This window comes from Kribbella steppae, from assembly GCF_004342025.1.
Taxonomy (GTDB): Bacteria; Actinomycetota; Actinomycetes; order Propionibacteriales; family Kribbellaceae; genus Kribbella; species Kribbella steppae.
In genome coordinates, this window is the sequence record NZ_SLWN01000001.1 from 784,211 (window position 1) to 801,466 (window position 17,256).

At 69.0% G+C, this 17,256-nt stretch carries 20 protein-coding genes; 9 read left to right on the plus strand and 11 right to left on the minus strand.

The window, feature by feature from the left end:
- Window positions 1-31 precede the first annotated feature (31 nt).
- Window positions 32-160 (minus strand): hypothetical protein, encoded by a 129-nt coding sequence (locus tag EV652_RS45700; protein WP_255512563.1) that lies wholly within the window; start codon window positions 158-160, stop codon window positions 32-34.
- A 149-nt stretch (window positions 161-309) separates the two neighbouring features.
- Here EV652_RS45700 and EV652_RS03630 point away from each other — a divergent pair, with 149 nt between their 5' ends.
- On the plus strand, window positions 310-765 hold the full coding sequence (locus EV652_RS03630) for an Lrp/AsnC family transcriptional regulator (RefSeq protein WP_132207477.1): 456 nt from the start codon (window positions 310-312) through the stop codon (window positions 763-765).
- On the opposite strand, the gene EV652_RS03635 is transcribed toward EV652_RS03630, so the two are convergent.
- Complete coding sequence (locus tag EV652_RS03635) at window positions 667-1,890, minus strand: MFS transporter (protein ID WP_242001527.1); 1,224 nt, start codon at window positions 1,888-1,890, stop codon at window positions 667-669. The two genes, EV652_RS03630 and EV652_RS03635, sit on opposite strands and share 99 nt — an antisense overlap.
- A gap of 55 nt (window positions 1,891-1,945) precedes the next feature.
- On the opposite strand from EV652_RS03635, the gene EV652_RS03640 reads away from it, so the two are divergent.
- The gene (locus EV652_RS03640) at window positions 1,946-2,851 is read left to right on the plus strand and encodes a winged helix-turn-helix transcriptional regulator (RefSeq protein WP_242001528.1); all 906 of its coding nucleotides are present in this window, start codon (window positions 1,946-1,948) and stop codon (window positions 2,849-2,851) included.
- Here EV652_RS03640 and EV652_RS03645 read toward each other — a convergent pair.
- Window positions 2,832-3,713 (minus strand): alpha/beta fold hydrolase, encoded by an 882-nt coding sequence (locus EV652_RS03645; RefSeq protein WP_132207478.1) that lies wholly within the window; start codon window positions 3,711-3,713, stop codon window positions 2,832-2,834. The genes EV652_RS03640 and EV652_RS03645 overlap by 20 nt on opposite strands.
- A 66-nt stretch (window positions 3,714-3,779) precedes the next feature.
- Between EV652_RS03645 and EV652_RS03650 the strand changes: the two genes are divergently transcribed.
- Both EV652_RS03650 and EV652_RS03655 read left to right on the plus strand, forming a co-directional pair.
- The gene (locus EV652_RS03650; protein WP_199237977.1) at window positions 3,780-4,349 is read left to right on the plus strand and encodes a PadR family transcriptional regulator; all 570 of its coding nucleotides are present in this window, start codon (window positions 3,780-3,782) and stop codon (window positions 4,347-4,349) included.
- Window positions 4,346-4,978 carry a 4'-phosphopantetheinyl transferase family protein gene (locus EV652_RS03655; protein WP_132207480.1) on the plus strand — a complete coding sequence of 211 codons (633 nt, stop codon included), beginning with the start codon at window positions 4,346-4,348 and terminating at the stop codon, window positions 4,976-4,978. Before EV652_RS03650 ends, EV652_RS03655 begins: the two co-directional genes overlap by 4 nt.
- Here the strand turns inward: EV652_RS03655 and EV652_RS03660 are convergent.
- The 5 genes from EV652_RS03660 to EV652_RS03680 all read right to left on the minus strand — a co-directional run bounded on the left by EV652_RS03660 (window position 4,963) and on the right by EV652_RS03680 (window position 9,501).
- Window positions 4,963-6,207: a glutamate-5-semialdehyde dehydrogenase gene (locus EV652_RS03660; protein WP_132207481.1), complete on the minus strand. Its 1,245-nt coding sequence runs from the start codon at window positions 6,205-6,207 to the stop codon at window positions 4,963-4,965. The genes EV652_RS03655 and EV652_RS03660 overlap by 16 nt on opposite strands.
- 49 nt (window positions 6,208-6,256) lie before the next feature.
- Window positions 6,257-7,633: an aldehyde dehydrogenase family protein gene (locus EV652_RS03665; RefSeq protein WP_132207482.1), complete on the minus strand. Its 1,377-nt coding sequence runs from the start codon at window positions 7,631-7,633 to the stop codon at window positions 6,257-6,259.
- On the minus strand, window positions 7,630-8,043 hold the full coding sequence (locus EV652_RS03670; RefSeq protein WP_132207483.1) for a cupin domain-containing protein: 414 nt from the start codon (window positions 8,041-8,043) through the stop codon (window positions 7,630-7,632). Before EV652_RS03670 ends, EV652_RS03665 begins: the two co-directional genes overlap by 4 nt.
- Before the next feature lie 76 nt (window positions 8,044-8,119).
- Window positions 8,120-8,437 carry a putative quinol monooxygenase gene (locus tag EV652_RS03675; protein ID WP_132207484.1) on the minus strand — a complete coding sequence of 106 codons (318 nt, stop codon included), beginning with the start codon at window positions 8,435-8,437 and terminating at the stop codon, window positions 8,120-8,122.
- Complete coding sequence (locus EV652_RS03680) at window positions 8,434-9,501, minus strand: Ldh family oxidoreductase (RefSeq protein WP_132207485.1); 1,068 nt, start codon at window positions 9,499-9,501, stop codon at window positions 8,434-8,436. The genes EV652_RS03675 and EV652_RS03680 overlap by 4 nt, the downstream gene beginning before the upstream one ends.
- A 79-nt stretch (window positions 9,502-9,580) precedes the next feature.
- Here EV652_RS03680 and EV652_RS03685 point away from each other — a divergent pair, with 79 nt between their 5' ends.
- Window positions 9,581-10,237, plus strand: a complete 657-nt coding sequence (locus EV652_RS03685) for a GntR family transcriptional regulator (RefSeq protein ID WP_132207486.1) — start codon at window positions 9,581-9,583, stop codon at window positions 10,235-10,237.
- Here the strand turns inward: EV652_RS03685 and EV652_RS03690 are convergent.
- Entirely contained in the window at window positions 10,234-10,917 is a 684-nt protein-coding gene (locus EV652_RS03690; protein ID WP_199237978.1) for a response regulator, read from the minus strand. The genes EV652_RS03685 and EV652_RS03690 overlap by 4 nt on opposite strands.
- Complete coding sequence (locus EV652_RS03695) at window positions 10,914-12,530, minus strand: sensor histidine kinase (RefSeq protein WP_199237979.1); 1,617 nt, start codon at window positions 12,528-12,530, stop codon at window positions 10,914-10,916. Before EV652_RS03695 ends, EV652_RS03690 begins: the two co-directional genes overlap by 4 nt.
- 150 nt (window positions 12,531-12,680) lie before the next feature.
- On the opposite strand from EV652_RS03695, the gene EV652_RS03700 reads away from it, so the two are divergent.
- The 4 genes from EV652_RS03700 to EV652_RS03715 are packed head-to-tail and all read left to right on the plus strand — an operon-like array spanning window position 12,681 to window position 16,142.
- Window positions 12,681-13,685 (plus strand): Bug family tripartite tricarboxylate transporter substrate binding protein, encoded by a 1,005-nt coding sequence (locus EV652_RS03700; protein ID WP_132207487.1) that lies wholly within the window; start codon window positions 12,681-12,683, stop codon window positions 13,683-13,685.
- Window positions 13,685-14,218 carry a tripartite tricarboxylate transporter TctB family protein gene (locus EV652_RS03705; RefSeq protein WP_132207488.1) on the plus strand — a complete coding sequence of 178 codons (534 nt, stop codon included), beginning with the start codon at window positions 13,685-13,687 and terminating at the stop codon, window positions 14,216-14,218. Before EV652_RS03700 ends, EV652_RS03705 begins: the two co-directional genes overlap by 1 nt.
- Window positions 14,218-15,750, plus strand: coding sequence for a tripartite tricarboxylate transporter permease (locus tag EV652_RS03710; RefSeq protein WP_132207489.1), 1,533 nt, complete (start codon window positions 14,218-14,220; stop codon window positions 15,748-15,750). The genes EV652_RS03705 and EV652_RS03710 overlap by 1 nt, the downstream gene beginning before the upstream one ends.
- Window positions 15,751-15,752: 2 nt before the next feature.
- A complete protein-coding gene (locus EV652_RS03715; RefSeq protein WP_132207490.1) occupies window positions 15,753-16,142 on the plus strand; it encodes a universal stress protein in 390 nt (129 codons plus the stop codon).
- Here EV652_RS03715 and proB read toward each other — a convergent pair.
- A complete protein-coding gene (gene proB / locus EV652_RS03720; protein WP_132207491.1) occupies window positions 16,139-17,254 on the minus strand; it encodes a glutamate 5-kinase in 1,116 nt (371 codons plus the stop codon). The genes EV652_RS03715 and proB overlap by 4 nt on opposite strands.
- Between the last annotated feature and the right edge of the window lie 2 nt (window positions 17,255-17,256).

The window sequence follows — 17,256 nt, forward strand, 5'->3', positions numbered from 1 at the left end:
CCCGGGCGGGCTACCGGTCGCGCGCATTGGGTCAGCTGTGGCGGATGTAACGGGTCAGCAGCCGGCGCCAGGCGGACGGTGCGGCGTGGGCGCGCTGGTACTGCGCGGCGACGCGATGCAGCTCGTCGATATGGGCACGGGCGACTTCGGGGGTGATCATGATTCCTTCACTGGGTTGATACGACGGTCTCGGGACGGACGATCCCGACATCACAGATTCTACGACGAACGTGCAGGCTATACAAACGAATTAAAGGTAGGCTAGGCCGCAGACCTTTGAATCTGTGGTGAACGGGGAGGTTCGTGCCGATGGACGCAATCGACCGCCAGCTGATCGAGGCACTCCGGGAGAACGGCCGGTCCAGCTGGGCCGAGCTCGGTCGCGTGGTCGGCTTGTCCGGCCCGAGCGTCCAGGAACGGGTCCGCCGGCTCGAGGAGCGCGGCGTGCTGCTCGGGTACCGGGCGGTGGTGGCGCCGGACCAGGTCGGGCTCGGCACCAGCGCGTTGATCGGGCTGTTCCAGCGCGACGACGTGGAGACCGACGACATCGTCGACCAGGTCCGCGAGATCGTCGCGGTCGAGGACTGCTGGTTCGTGGCCGGCGACCAGGAACTCGTGGTGAAGGTCCGCGTACCCGACGTCACCCAACTCGAGGCGGTCGTGGGTTCATTGCGCCGCGTCAACGGTGTGGTCCGCACCCGGACGACGGTCGTCCTGTCGACCCGCTGGGAGAGCCGCCCGGCGCCGCTCCCCGACCAGGATTAGTACGACGCCTGCCGCAAGTGCGAGCGCGGCAGCGACCGGAAAGAGCAACCCCGGCGCATGTTGATACGCCGATCCACCGAGAGCAGGCGCGAGGAACATGCCGCTGATCGACGCGGCGGCGTACAGACTCGAATACCTGCCGACCATCCCGATCGGCGCCGCGTCGGCGACGTGAGCGGTGGCCGTCGGCTTGTAGAGCATCTCCCCCGCCGTGATCACCACGATCGCAACCGTCGCCCCGGCCAACGCCGGCCAGATGCCGAGCACCGCCAACCCCGCCCCCACCAGCGCGAATCCCACCGCGATCACGCGCAAGGCCCGATGACCTCGCAGCCGTACGGCGAGCGGCGCCTCACAGCAGACGATTACCACCGAGCTCAACCCGATCAGTACGCCGTACGCGACCGCAGGCGACCCGGCATCCCGCAACAACAGCGGCATCGTCGCGAACACCTGCCGATACACCGTGTCCACCACCACGATCGTTGCCAGCAGCACCACCACGGACCGGTCCCGCACCAACGCCCGCCACATCCCTGCCGACGCGACAGCGACGGTACGACGCCCAGCCGGCACCCACCGCCACACGATCGCCGCGAGCACCAGACTCGACACCGCATCCAGGACGAAGACCAGCGAGAAGTCGTACGCCGCCAGCAGTCCGCCGAGCGGAGGCCCGATGGTGAAGCCGGCGTTGCTCGCCGTACGCGACAACGCGATGCCCTCCCGCCGACGCTCATCCGGCAGCGCGGTGGCGACCAGCGCACTCAGATTGGGCCGACTCGCTCCCCCGAAGAGCCCAGCCACTCCAGCCACAACTCCAAGACCAGCAGGGGGCACGACAGGCATCGCCACACACGCCACCGCCCACAACAACTGACTGGCCACCGCGGCTGACCGAAGGCCGAAGCGATCACCGAACCAGCCACCACCCAGATTCCCGCCGAGCAACCCCACGCCGTAGGCCGCCGCCGCGAAGCCGGCCTGTTGCGCGGACATCCCGCGGTCCTCGACCAGGTAGAGCGTCAGGTAGATCCACGCCAGCGCCCCTGCGGAGCTGACCAACTGACCGAGCATCACCGCCTTGAGCCAGCCCGGCAGTTCCGCGATCCGTCGCCAGTACATGGCACCCCCAGGTAGAGTGAGTTCCTAATAGGAACTTAGTTGCCGGGCTAGCGTGGTGGCAACCGGATTGGGGGTCGACGTGCGGCGGAGCAGCTTCGAACCCGAGCCGGACTGTGCGATCGCGCAGTCCCTCGGTGTGATCGGCGACGGCTGGGAACTGCTGATCGTCCGCGACCTGGCCCGCGGCCTCGATCGCTTCGACCAACTCGCGGAGTCGCTGCACATCTCCCGCAAGATCCTGACCGAGCGACTGACCGGCCTGCTCGACAGCGGGATCGTCGAACGGTCGGCGTACCAGGACCGCCCGACCCGCTACGCCTACCGCCTCACTCCACGCGGCCGCGCGCTGCTGCCCGTGCTGGTCGCGCTCCAGGACTGGGGCGACCGCTGGCTCCTCGGCGACGGCTCACTCACCGGCACCAACGCGGATGACGAACCGCCTGCGCAGCGACTCCACCAACTCGTCGGCCACCGGGTACCCGGGATCGAACTGCCTTCCACAGCCGGTACGACGCTCGACGTGGTGGACGCGGACGCCCGGGCAACCGTGCTGTTCGGGTATCCGGCAACCGGCCGGCCGACCCCGCTGCCGGACGGCTGGAGCGAGATCGCCGGCGCCAGCGGGTGCACCTTGGAGAACCGCCTCTTCGCCGCGCGGTACGACGAGTTCGCCGCCGAACGGATCGCGGTCCGCGGCGTCAGCACCCAGCGCCCGGACGAGCAGCGAGCCTTCGCAGCGTCCGAGGAGATAGCGCACACGCTCCTGTCCGACCTGGATCTGGAGCTGGCCGCCGCACTTCGGCTGCCGACCTTCCGCGCCGGCGGTTACGAACGCTTGAAGCGAGTCGTGCTCGTGGTCGGTCAGGACCGCGTCGTACAGGCAGTCCGCTATCCCGTCACCGATATCGCAGAAGCCGTCGACTGGGCCTACCAAACGGCCATCAAGACAAGAACGCCTTGATCTCTGCCGCGATCCGGCCGACCGCCTTCGCGCTTCCCCGCGGATTGGTCCCGCCCGGGTCACTCGACGCGCCGTGGTCGAGGCCGTCGAACTCGATCCGCCGGCAGTGCGGCAGCGCCTTCTCCAACGTGTCCCGCCACGGCTTGAGCGCCGCCAACCCCTTGCTGCCACCCATCAGCAGCACCTCCGCGGACACCTCGCGGTACGCGTCGAACGTCCCGGCCAGCTCGGCGATCAGCGCACCTTCCTGGTGGATGGTCGGTGCCAGCTTGCGCATGGTGATCGCGTCGGCGCCGAGCTGACGCTCTTCCTTGGCCAGCATCCTTTCGGTCATCCCCGTCAGCATCCGCCGCGGCATCACCTTCAGGAACGACGGCGCCAGGTGCAGACCGAACATGCTGGTGACCATCGCGCCCGGAATATCACCACGGGCGATCTCATGGTCGAAGCGCGCCAGCCAGACGCGATGGCTGTCGCCTTCCATCACCAGCGCAGGCTCATACACCGCCACCTTGCGAAGGACCGGCAGCGTGCGCGCCGCCTCCATCACGACTGCACCACCCGCACTCACCCCGAACGCCAACTCGGCATCAGCCAGTGTGAGCACGGCTTCGACGTCTTCCACCTCGGTACGGACGCTGTGGTCCGGCCGGTGTGGACCGGACAGCCCTCGCCCGCGCCGATCCAGCAGGTAGACGGTGAAGTCGTCGGCCAGCGCCTGGGCGAGCAGCGTATGGCTGCGGCTCGACTCCATGCTGCCGTGCACGAAGACGACCGCGGGGCCGTGACCGGTCTTCCAGTACCCGATCCGGGTGCCGTCGCGGGATTCCACCGCGCCCTGAGTGAGTTCCGTTGTCTCCATGGCTCGATAGTCACACACGATCTAGTTTCATTGCAACTAGTTTCGCAAACACGTAAGCTGACGCGCGTGACCCTTCGCCGTTCCCCTTTGGCCCTCGCGATCCTCGGCCTGCTCGAGAACGGGCCGCTGCACCCGTACGGGATGCAGCGGCTGATCAAGCAGTGGGGCAAGGACCAGGTAGTCAACGTCGGCCAGCGCACCAGCCTCTACCGGATGATCGACCGGCTGGAGGACGGCGGATTGATCGCGATCGGCTCGACCGAGCGGGACGAGCGCTATCCCGAGCGGACGACGTACCACCTGACCGAGGAAGGGCGCACCGTTTGCCGGCAGTGGCTCACCGAGATGCTCACCACGCCGCGCAACGAGTTCCCGGAGTTCCCGGCCGCGTTGTCGTTCGTGATGCTGCTGATGCCGGAGACCGCGGGCGAACTGCTTGCCGACCGCCGGGACCGCTTGACGCAACGCATCGCCGACTTCGACGCCGAACTGACCGGCGACCACGACATCCCCCGGTGGGCCCTGCTCGAGACCGAGTATCTGAGGGCGATCACCGAGGCCGAGGTGCGCTGGATCGACACGATCGTCGACGAGCTGCGGAGTGGTTCGCTGACCTGGAAGCCCGGACCGGTATGACCGAGGTCGAGGTGTGGTGGGGCCGGATCGAGCAGGTGCGGGACGAGTTCGCCGACGACCTGGATCCGGTCGAGCGGGGAAGGTACGCAGCCTACGTACGCGCCGACGACAAGGCCAGATTCCTGCTGGGATGCACGATCGTACGTCGGTTGCTGGCCAACCGACTGTCGTTGCCTGCAGCAAGTATCAGGCTGGATCGGACCTGCCCGGAGTGCGGGAAGCCACACGGCAAGGTGCGCGCCGACGGTGCCGAGTTGTCGGTGACGCATTCCGGTGACCTGGTCGGCGTTGCGATCGGCGACCGCCCGGTCGGACTCGATGTGGAGAAGGTCGATCCGGGCCTCGATGTTGACGGCCTGGCGAGGATCAGCCTGTCAGAAGCCGAGCTGGCGGCGCTCCCCCGGAACGGCGAGCGGGCCCGCGAGTTCACGACGTACTGGACGCGCAAGGAGGCGGTCGTGAAGGCTACCGGAGACGGGCTTCGCGCTGATCTGCGAACGATCACTGGTCCACCGGCTGGGTTCCAGCTCGTTGAGCTCGAGGTTGACGCCGGGTACGTGGCGACCCTGGCGGTGATGTCTCCAGAGCCGCCCGGCGTACGGACGAGGTCGGCTCAGGTCCTGATCTGACCCTCGCCGGTGACGACGTACTTCGTCGACGTCATCTCCGGCAGGCCCATCGGGCCGCGGGCATGCAGCTTCTGGGTGGAGATGCCGATCTCCGCGCCGAAGCCGAACTCGCCGCCGTCGGTGAACCGGGTGCTGGCGTTCACCACCACCGCCGCCGAGTCGACCGCGGCGACGAACCGGCGGGCCGCGGCCTGCGAGCGGGTGATGATCGCGTCGGTGTGACCGGAGCTGTAGCGGCGGATGTGTTGCACGGCCGCCTCCAGCGAGTCGACCACGGCCGCCGACAGGTCGAGCGAGTTGTACTCCTTGCCGAAGTCGTCCTCGGTCGCCGCGACCACATCCTTGCCAGCGGCAACCACTGCCGCATCGCCGTGGACCGTCACCCCCGCCTCGGCCAGCGCCGGCAGCGCTCGGGCCAGGAAGTCCGAGGCGACCGACGAGTGCACCAGCAGGGACTCGGCCGCGTTGCAGACGCTCGGACGCTGGGTCTTGGCGTTCAGCAGGATCGTCAGCGCGAGATCCAGATCCGCCTCGGAGTCCACGTACACGTGGCAGTTGCCGACGCCGGTCTCGATCACCGGCACGGTCGACTCGGTCACCACGGTCTGGATCAGCCCGGCACCACCGCGCGGGATGAGTACGTCGACCAGCCCGCGTGCCTGCATGAGCTCCTTCACCGCGGCCCGGTCCGTCGGCACGCCTTGGATCACATCAGCCGGCAGACCGGCTTCGGTGGCGGCTTCCCGCAGTACTGCGATGATCGCCTCGTTCGACGAAGCGGCCGATGACGAGCCGCGGAGCAGCACCGCGTTGCCCGACTTCAGGCAGATGCCGGCCGCGTCGGCGGTCACGTTCGGGCGGGCCTCGTAGATGATCCCGACCACGCCGAACGGCACCCGCACCTGACGAAGCTCCAGCCCGTTCGGCAGCGTGTAGCCGCGAACGACCTCACCGACCGGGTCGGTCAGCCCGGCGAGCTGCTCGAGACCGGCGGCCATCGCGTCCACCCGGGCCGGGTCCAGCGCCAGCCGGTCGACCGTGGACTCCGGCGTACCGGCGTCCCGCGCGGACGCCACGTCCTTTGCGTTCGCCGCGACGATCGCGTCCGTGTTCGCCCGCAACGCCGCCGCCATCGCGTGCAGCGCCGCGTCCTTGGTCGCCCGGGAGGCCTCCGCCAGTGCGTACGACGCCTCCCGCGCCCGGCGGGCCAGCTCGATGATCTCGCTCACCCTCCCATCGTAGGGTGAATCCCCGCCGGCCCGCCCAACCGTCTCAACCTCAGCCGGCCACCCAGTAGGTCCGGATGTTGGTGAACTCGCGGAGCCCGTGGGCAGCCAACTCACGTCCGTAACCGCTCCGCTTCGTCCCGCCGAAGGGAACCCGAGGATCAGAGGCCACAACAGCATTGACGAAGGCCGCGCCCGAGGTGATCTGCCGCGCCAGCTCGACGCCTCGAGAAGCATCCCGAGTCCAGATACTCAGGCCCAGCCCGTACTGCGTCGCACCGGCCAACGACGCCGCATGCGCAGCATCGCGAGCCACCGCCACCGCGGCGACCGGGCCGAACGTCTCCTCGTCGAACGCCGGCATCCCCGGAGCGGTCCCGGTCAGCACCGTCGGCTCGAAGAAGTACCCAGGCCCGTCGATGCTTCCGCCACCCGTCGCCAGCACCGCCCCAGCCGCAACGGACTCGTCCACCTGCCGCTGCAGGGCAGCCCGCAGATCGTCGCGAGCCAGTGGACCAACCGCCACACCACGATCGGTGGGATCGCCGACCGCCAGCCCTTTGACGCCGACGACGAAGCGGTCGATGAACTCGTCGGCCACCGCCGCCTCGACGATGAACCGCTTCGCGCACACACAGCTCTGCCCGGAGTTCGTGAACCTGGCCCGGACCGCCGCCGCGGCAGCCGCGTCGACATCCGCGTCGGCGAGCACCACGAACGCGTCCGAGCCGCCCAACTCGAGCACGGACCGCTTCGACGCGCGCCCGGCGGCCGCACCGACCGCGGCGCCGGCCCGATTGCTGCCGGTCAACGTGACCGCCGCGATCCGGTCGTCCGCGATCAGCCCTTCGATCGTCGCCGGTACGTCGGGCTCGTCCACCACCAGCGTGCGGACCAGATGCTCGGGGAACCCCGCGGCCCGGAACACCTGCTCGATCGCGAGCGCGGACCCGGTCACGTTGGGCGAGTGCTTCAGCAGGACCCCGTTGCCAGCGGCAAGCGTCGGTATGGCGAACCGCATGACCTGCCAGACCGGGAAGTTCCACGGCATCACCGCGAGCACCACACCGATCGGCTCGTACGACACCCAGGCCCGCGCACCGTCGACCGCGACCGGCTCGTCCGCGAGGATCGCGCCACCCTGAGCCGCGTAGTACTCAGCAGTGACGGCGGACTTCTCGACCTCGCCCTCGGCCTCACCGATCGGCTTGCCCATCTCGGCCGTCATCAACTCGGCGAGCCCGTCACCAGCGGCTCGAAGCTCCGCAGCCAGCCGGGTCAGCGCCTCCAACCGCGCACTGACCGGCACCGCTCCCCACGACGCCGCCGCCTCCGCAGCGTGTACGACGACCTGCTCGAGCTCGGCCGGGGTCATCGCGCCGTACTTCGCCAGCGTCTTCCCGGTGGCCGGATTGATCGTGGTGATCATCGGGCGCTCAGCCCGCCGCGGTCGTTCTCCGACAGGTGCTCGAAGGTCTCGCCCGTCGCGGTCATGGTGCGGGTGACGTCGCGGCCGCCGTACACCCAGTAGATCCGCATCGGGGTGGTGCCGCGGTTGAGGAACCGGTGCGGCACGCCGGCCGGGACCCAGGTCGCGTCGCCCGCGACCAGGTCGAACTGCTCACCGTCGATCTCCGCGATGGCGTCACCTTCGAGGATCAGAACCGACTCCTCGACGTTGTGGCTGTGCAGCGGAAGTCCAGTGCCCGGGGCGAAGACGGTCTGCCCGGTGGTGATCCGGTTGATCTCAGAGTTCCACCGGCCGACGTACGGCAGGGTGACGACCCCGTTGCCGCGGTCGAACGGGACGATCTCGCCCGGACGGATCAGGAAGCTCATCCACGTCCTCGCTTCGCTCCGGGCGCGGATGAGGCGCGAAGGATGCTGTCCTTGATGATGAACTCGCTCCGCTCGTTCATGAGTTGTCCTCGGATGCGTGGTGGATGAGACGGCGGGCCACGGTGACGGCCAGGCTGCCGGGTACGACGTGCTCGGCCATGGCTTCCCGCCACACCTTGAAATGCGGGGTCGATCGATGCGCCTCGAGCGCGGCCTCGTCGGCGTACAACTCGTACAGAGTGAAGTGGTCGTCGTCGGTGGTGTCCTGGCCGGCGTCGAAGTAGAAGCAGCCCGGCTCTTTGGTGAACGAGTTCTCGGCCTGGGTCCGGATCGCGTCGGCGAAGGCATCGCGATGTCCAGGGAGCACCTGGAAGGAGACGGTGAGGCTGATCATGCGGCGAGTTCCTCCGTGGGTGGTAGGTCGACCTGGGTCTCGGCGCCGAGGGTGACCAGGCTGGTCCAGGTGGTGGCGGTCAGGGTGATTCCGGTGACGATGTGCTCGGCGAGGTTCCGGTCTTCCAGTTCGCCCGGCACGAGGATCCGGTCCGCCCACGCGGCGGTCTCGGCCGATCGGGTCGCGTCGACGAGCGCTTCGACGCGTTCGGCGTACGACGCCGGGTCGTCCATCGCGGCGATGTCGATGGTGAGCAAAAGGTGCCCGACCCCACTCGGCGCATCCGGCTGGTAGGGCCCGGCGACATCGGCGCCGAAGGCACTGCCGGTGAGCACCCCGGCGAGTACGTCGAACATGAACGCCATCACGTAGCCCTTGGGCCCGGCCATCGGCAGGATCAGTCCCTCGATCGCGCGGCGCGGGTCGGTGGTCGGGTTGCCGTCGGCGTCAGCGGCCCAGCCCACGGGGATCTCGGTCCCGCGCTCCGCCGCGAGGTAGACCTTGCCGCGGGCAACGGCCGTGTTGGCCAGGTCCATCACCACGGTCCCGTGCCGTCCGGCAGGGGCCGCGATCGACCAGGGGTTGGTCCCGATGCTCTTGTGCCGACCTCCCCACGGCGCCATCGCCGGGCTCGCGTTCGTGCTGAGGAGGGCCACGCAGCCCTGATCGGCGGCCTTGCGCGTGAAGTACGCCGCGGTGCCGAAGTGGCCCGAATTCCGGACGCCGATCGCGCTCACGCCGTACTCGCGAGCCCGCTCGACGCCCAACGAGATCGCGTGGTCGGTGACCACCTGCCCGATGCCATTGGCACCGTCGAGCACCACCAGCGCACCGGAGTCGCGGACGCGCTCGATCCGGGTGACCCGTGCCATCGCGCCGCTGCGGAGGCGGGCGACGTACCAAGGCAGCCGCAGCATGCCGTGGGACGCGTGCCCCCAGAGCTCGGCGGTCACCAGGGTGTCGGCCAGGAGGTGTGCGTCGGACTCGGGCACACCTTCGGCGCGCAGGACGGCCTCGGTGAACGACAGCAGCGCCTCCGGGCGGGTCCGCTGCGCTGATGCCATCCGCTGCTCCGATCTGGCGGTTACGATGACTAGACTAAAGAAGCATACTTGTATACAAGTGTGCAAAGGGAGAGACCAGATGACGGACAAACTGCGGCGCGCCTCCGGCGGCCAGGTCGTGTACGCCGAGCTGAAGCGGCAGATCCTGTCGCTCGAGCTGCCACCGGGCCGCCGGCTGTTCGAGCCGGAGCTCGCCCAGCAGATGCAGGTGAGCCGTACGCCGCTGCGTGAGGCCCTCCGCCTGTTGCTCGCCGAGGACCTGGTGGATCAGCTGCCTACCGGCGGGATGGTGGTGCGGTCGTTGTCCGCCCAGGAGATCGACGAGCTCTACACCGTCCGGGCAGCGCTGGAGGGGTTGATGGCCGCGGAGGCGGCCGAGCGGATGACCGATGAGGCGGCGGAGACGCTCACCCGGCTGGTGGCGCGGAACGAGCGGCTGGTCGAGTTCGCCGAGGACGCGATGAACGCCGGTCACGACTTCCACCTCGAGATCACCGAGATCGCGGCCCACGGGTGGGCGGCCAGGCTGCACGAGCAGGTCGATGGTCAGATGGCGCGGTATCGAGCCTTCACGAACCAGTCGCAGCTGCGCCGGACCGCCGCGCTGGAAGAACACCGCGGCATCCTCGACGCGCTGATCACCCGCGACGCCGCCCGGGCCCGCGAACTCGCCGAGGCCCACGTCCTGACTGCGCGCGACACAGCCCTCGCAGCGATCGGCGAGCGACTCCCCTAGCGTCGCAGGAGGTGGTATCGACGCTCGGGCCGGCCGGCCACGCCGTACCTGGGCCGCATCTCCGCTTTGCCGATGGTCACGAGGTGTTCGAGATACCGACGCGTGCTGCTGCGGGACAGGCCGGTCACCGCCGCACAGTCGCTCGCGGACATGCCGTCGTCCGGCGCGTCTCCCAGCGCCTGGACCACGAGGTCCGTCGTCTCCGGGCTGATCCCCTTGGGCGCGGTCGAAGGCCCGCGGCTCCCCTGCGCGCGGAACACCCGATCGACTTCCGCCTGGTCGATGTCCGTCAGGCGCTGCAGCTCGGACCGATGCTCGGCGTACTCCGTCAGCTTGCTCCGCAGCGACTCGATCTCGAACGGCTTCACCAGGTACTGGAACACTCCGCCGCGCAACGCCGTACGCAGGCTGTCGAGATCACGCGCCGCGCTGATGACGATCACATCGACCGGGTAGTCGGCCGACGACTCGCGGAACCGCCGCAGTACCTCCAGACCGCTCATGTCCGGCAGATGGATGTCCAGCAGGACCAAGTCCGGCCGCAACGAACGTACGGCGGCGAGCGCCTCGGTGCCGTTGCGCGCGGCACCGACCACCTCGAACCCGGGCTGCCGGGACACCACGCTCGAGTGCAGCCGCGCCACCATGAAGTCGTCGTCGACGACCAGCACCTGGATCATGCCCGCACCACCGGAGCCAGCATCGGCAGAGTCGCCACGAACACGGCGCCCGCGTCGTTGTGCACGGTCACGTCGCCGCCGCGCTTCCGGCAGATCACCCGCACCAGCGCCAGCCCGATCCCGTGATCGCCGGCCTCGCTGTTCTTCGTACTGAACCCGTGCGCGAAGACCCGATGCTGCATCGCACTGTCCACGCCAGGCCCGGAGTCCCGGACCTGGATCCGTACGGCGCCATCACGCTCGAGCACCTCGACCGCGACGAACGGATCGGGAGCGCCCGCGGCGGCGTCGAGCGCGTTGTCGACCAGGTTGCCGAGGACAGTCGACACGTCGGTCGCGAGCCGCTCGTCCAAGCGCGGCAGCAGGCTGCCCGGCTCGATCTCGAAGACGACTCCACGCTCGACGGCCTGGGAAGACTTGGCGATCAACAGCGCGGCGACGGCCGGATCGGCCACCCGAGCGGTGACGCCCGCGGTCAGCTCGGTCTGGTCCGCGGCGACCTGCTGGATGTAGCGCAGTACCTCCTCGTACTCGCCCAGCTCGACGAGCCCGCTGACGATGTGCATCCGGTTGCTGAACTCGTGCGCCTGCGCTCGCAGAGTGTCGGTCGTGTTGCGGGTCAGGTCGAGCTCACGCTGCAGCTCGAGCAACTCGGTCCGGTCGCGGAAGGTCGCGACCCAGCCGATCTGCCGGCCGTGGCTGCGGACGGGCATCCGGCTCAGGGTGAGGACGCGGCCGTGCAGCGGCAGGATCTGGTCGGTGGTCGGCTCGGGCCGGTCGAAGATCTCCAGCAGCCGACCGGTCTCGTCCACCTCCCCCAGCGCACGCCCGGCCGAGGCCAGCGGGATGCCGAGCAGGTGGGCCGCCTGGTCGTTCACCATCGTGATCCGCCGCTGCAGGTCGACCGCCAGCACGCCTTCCTTGATGCCGTGCAGCAGGGCCTCGCGTTGCTCCACCAGCCCGGTGATCTCGCGCGGCTCCAGGCCAAGGGTCTGGCGCTTCACGGTTCTTGCCAACAGCAATGACCCGAGGATGCCGAGCAGGCTGGCGATGCCGAGATAGGTGAGCAGGTTGGGCAGTGCCTCCCGCAGGTTGTCCAGCACCGAGGGGTACTGCCGGCCGACCGCCACCACGCCGTCAGTCTTCCCGCTCACCCCGTTGAGGATCGGTGCCATCGCGAGTGCGGCGCCGGTCTCCTCGTCGTGCCCCACCCAGGAGCGGCCTTGGAACGCGTCCGTCGCCTGCAACCGTCGGACGGAGTTCTTCGGCAACGGATCGGAGGAGACGATGATGCGCCGGTCCCGCAAGGCGACCGCGACGTACGTCGAACCGGACAAGGTGCGGCCGGACTCCGCCTGGGTCTGCGCCTGGACGAGCAAGGAGGCGCCGTTCGTGGCGGCCGCGCCCCGGATGCCGGACATGACGGCCAACCCCTCGGCGATGTCACGGGCCCGCTTGCCCTCGGTCTCGTGGAAGCGGGCGTCGGACTGGGCCAGCGACACCGCGGCGACGCCGACCAGGACGACGAGGACGATCAGCAGCTGCATGGCCAGCATCCGTCCGGCCAGCGTCCATCGACGCCGGCCCAAGCGCGCTCGCCACCTCGCAGTCACGGCTTGATTGTGCTGCCGACGGCCGGATCGCGCCATCTTTGGCGTGAGCACAATGAACACAACGGAGTTTGCGTTCGTAACGGTGACACCTCCACCAGGCGCGCGGCACGCTGACGACAACTGGACCCCCCGCAGACCAAGGAGACCGCCGTGAAAGCACGGACCTGGTTCACCAGCATCACCGCCGTCCTGGCGCTCACCGCCGCGGCCACCGGCTGCGGTGTCAGCGCCGACGACGACGCCTCCGGCGGAACTGACAGCGGGCCCGTGAAGGGCCTGCGCATCCTCGTGCCCAACTCCCCCGGCAGTGGCTATGACACCACCGCTCGCGCCGCCGCGAAGGCGATGCAGGACGCCAAGCTGACGGACACCGTCGAGGTGTTCAACACCGCCGGTGCGGGCGGAACCGTCGGCCTGCAGCGGCTGGTGAACGAGAAGGGCAAGGAAGACATCATGATGCAGATGGGACTCGGCGTCGTCGGGGCCGTCTACACCAACAAGTCGAAGGCCACCCTGCAGGACACCGTCCCGGTCGCCAAACTGATCGAGGAGGCCGAGGCGATCGTCGTACCGAAGGGCTCGCCGTACACCAGCCTGGACCAGTTGGTCTCGGCCTGGAAGGCCGACCCGGGCAAGGTGCCGGTCGGCGGTGCCTCGAACGCGGGTGGCCCGGACCATCTGACCCCGATGCTGCTGGCGAAGGCGGTCGGCGTCGAGCCGAAGAGCGTCAACTACGTGCCGTACGACGGCGGCGGCGAGCTGCTCACCGCGGTACTGGGCAAGAAGGTCGCCTTCGCCGCGACCGGGATCGGCGAGGTCGCCGAGCAGGCCAAGACCGGTGACGTGAAGATCCTCGCGGTGACGACGGAGAAGCCGGTCGAGGGGATCGACGCACCGACGCTGAAGAGCCTTGGCATCGACCTGGTCTTCACCAACTGGCGTGGCATCGTCGCGCCGCCGGAACTGTCCGACGCGAAGAAGCAGGAGTTCATCGACCTGCTGACGAAGATGCACGACTCCCCGCAGTGGAAGCAGACGCTGGCCGACCAGGGCTGGGCCGACGCCTTCCAGACCGGTGACGAGTTCAAGTCGTTCCTCGACAGCGAGAACGACCGGGTCGCCGGGGTGCTGCGCGAATTGGGCCTCGTGGCCTGATGAGCACCCCGCCCACGAGCTCGACCCAGGGCAGCTCGGCCCAGGGCTCACCGGCACAGGGCCGCTCCGAGCTCGGAGTGGCCCTCCTGCTCCTGGTCCTCGGCGGCTGGGCCGTGGTCGACGCGCTGCGGCTTCCCGACCTCCAGACCCGGGGGCCGATCGACGCGAAGACGATCCCACTGCTCGTCGGCGGGCTGCTGATCCTGAGCGCCGTACTGCTGGCCGTCGACATCCTCCGCGGTGGCCGGGGTGAGCAGGAAGCCGGTGAGGACGTGGATCTCGGTCATGGCAGCGACTGGAAGACCCTCGGCCTGCTGACGGCATCGTTCGTGGCCAACATCCTGCTGATCGAGCGGCTCGGCTGGCCGGTGTCGGGGGCGGTGCTCTTCTTCGGCACCGCCTTCGCCCTCGGCAGCCGGCACCTGATCCGCAACGCGATCATCGCGATCGTCCTGTCGGTCGGCACCTGGTACCTGTTCAACGTCGCGCTGGGCATCGCCCTGCCGGTCGGCATCCTCAAGGGAATCCTCTGATGGACGCGTTCTCCGAACTGATGAACGGATTCGCCACCGCGGCGCATCCGACCAACCTGCTGTACGCCTTCATCGGCGTCCTGCTCGGTACGGCGATCGGCGTCCTGCCCGGCATCGGTCCGGCGATGACGATCGCACTGCTGCTGCCGCTGACGTACTCGCTCGAGCCGACCCAGGCCTTCATCATGTTCGCCGGGATCTACTACGGCGGCATGTACGGCGGCTCCACCACCTCGATCCTGTTGAACACACCAGGTGAGAGCGCGTCGGTGGTCACCGCGATCGAAGGCAACAAGATGGCCCGAAGAGGCCGGGCCGCTGCCGCGCTGGCGACAGCGGCGATCGGATCGTTCGTGGCCGGCACGATCGGCACCCTCGGCCTGGCCCTGCTGGCGCCCGTGGTGGTCAACCTGGCGATCAAGATGGGCGCGCCGGACTACTTCGCGGTGATGGTGCTGGCGTTCGTCGCGGTCACCACCGTGCTCGGCTCGTCGAAGGTCCGCGGCATGGCCTCGCTCGCGATCGGGTTGCTGATCGGCCTGATCGGGATCGACCCGACCTCGGGCCAGCAGCGGCTCACGCTGGGCCTGCCGGAACTTGCCGACGGCATCGATGTGGTCGTGGTCGCGGTCGGCCTGTTCGCGGTCGGCGAGGCGTTGTGGATCGCCGCCCACCTGCGCCGTACCCCGGCCGAGATCATCCCGGTCGGCGCGGCCCGGATGAGCCGCGACGACTGGCGGCGGTCGTGGAAGCCGTGGCTGCGCGGGACCGCGATCGGCTTCCCGTTCGGCGCGATCCCGGCCGGCGGTGCCGAGATCCCGACGTTCCTGTCGTACGTCACCGAGAAGAAGCTGAGCAAGCACCCCGAGGAGTTCGGCAAGGGTGCGATCGAGGGCGTCGCCGGTCCCGAGGCGACGAACAACGCGTCGGCCGCGGGCGGTCTGGTTCCCCTGCTCACGTTGGGGATCCCGACCACCGCGACCGCCGCGGTGATGCTCGGCGCCTTCCAGGGCTACGGCATCCAGCCCGGTCCGCGGTTGCTGGACACGCAACCCGAACTGGTCTGGGGACTCGTCGCCAGCCTGTTCATCGGCAACGCCATCCTGCTCGCGCTGAACCTGCCGCTCGCCCCGATGTGGGCCAAGCTGCTGCGGATCCCCCGGCCGTACCTGTACGCCGGCATCCTGTTCTTCGCCAGCATCGGTGCCTACGCCGCGAACCTGTCCACCTTCGACCTGTGGCTGCTGCTCGTCCTGGGTGCGCTCGGCTTCCTGATGCGTCGCTACGGTCTGCCCGTGGTGCCGGCGATCATCGGCATCATCCTCGGCCCGACCGCCGAGGAGCAGATGCGGCGCGCCCTGCAGATCAGCGACGGCGCGATCAGCGGGCTCTACAACACCTGGTTCTCCAAGGCCGTGTACTTCGTGATCCTGCTGGTGCTGGTGGTTCCGCCGATGGTCGGCCGGATCCGCAAGCGTCGTACGTCCCAGCAGGACGCCGTACCCCAGCACTCCGACCGGACAGGAGACTGATCGTGGCGATCATCGTCGGCTACGTACCGACCCCCGAGGGTTTCGCGGCGCTGGAGGGCGCGATCGAGGAGGCCAAGCTGCGGAAGCAACGGCTGGTGGTGGTGAACTCCAGCCGCGGCGAATCGCTGGTGGACAAGCGGTTCGCGTCCGGGGCCGAGTGGGAGTCGGTCGAGCACCGGCTGGCCGACTCCGGCGTCGAGCACGAACTGACCCAGCTCGTCGAGAGCAAGGACGCGGGCGACCAGATCCTCAAGCTCGCCCACGAGCTCAACGCGGAGCTGATCGTGATCGGCCTCCGCCGCCGGACCCCGGTCGGTAAACTCCTCCTCGGCAGCCAGGCCCAGACCATCCTGTTGCAGGCCGACTGCCCGGTCCTTGCGGTGAAGCCCTAGGTCAGCAGCACGAGGTCGTCGCGGTGGACGACTTCACGCTCGTACGCCGCTCCGAGCTCCCTGGCCAGGTCGCGGGTCGATCGGCCCAGCAGGTCAGGGAGTTCGGTGGCGTCGTAGTTGACCAGGCCGCGGGCGATGACGACGCCTGCGGGCGAGACCAGGTCGACGGGGTCGCCGGCGGAGAAGTTGCCTTCGACACCGGAGATGCCTGCGGGCAACAACGAACTACGGCGTTCTGTCACCGCGCGGACCGCGCCTTCGTCCAAGCACAGTCGGCCTTGGCCTGAGGTGGCGTGCGCGAGCCAGAGCAGGCGAGTCTTGCGGCGACGGCCGGTCGGGTGGAAGAGAGTACCGACCGGCAAGCCCTTCAGCGCCTCACCGACGCGGGCGGCCGACGTCAGCACGACCGGAATCCCTGCCTCGGTAGCGATTGCGGCCGCTTCGACCTTCGTCTGCATGCCTCCCGTGCCGACGCCTGACGAGCCGGTCCGGCCGATCCTGAGCTTCTCCAGGTCGGCGGCTCCACGGACCTCCGCGACCATCGACGTACCAGGTTTGCGCGGATCCCCGTCGTACAGACCGTCGACATCCGACAGCAGCAGCAACAGATCAGCGTGCACCAGGTGACTCGTCAGCGCAGCCAGCCGGTCGTTGTCACCGAACCGGATCTCGGTTGTCGCCACCGTGTCGTTCTCATTGACGATCGGTACGACGCCCAACTCGAGCAACCGCGCGAACGTCCGGTACGCGTTGCGGTAGTGGCTCCGCCGGGTCACGTCGTCGACCGTCAGCAACACCTGGCCGACGCGCAGACCGTGGGCCGCGAACGCGTCGCTGTAGCGGGCCATCAGCAGCCCCTGGCCGACCGACGCGGCCGCCTGTTGCGTGGCCAGGTCACGCGGTCGCGAGCGCAGCCCCATCGGAGCCAGCCCGGCCGCGATCGCGCCCGAGGAGACGAGCACGACCTCGGTCCCTTCCACCCGTCGCGCCGCGATGGCGTCGACGAGCAGCCGGAGACGTTCCAGGTCGATCTTGCCGCGCTGGGTCAGCGACGACGAGCCGACCTTCACGACGATCCGCGTGGCCTTGACGACCTCCGCGCGTTGTTTCATCA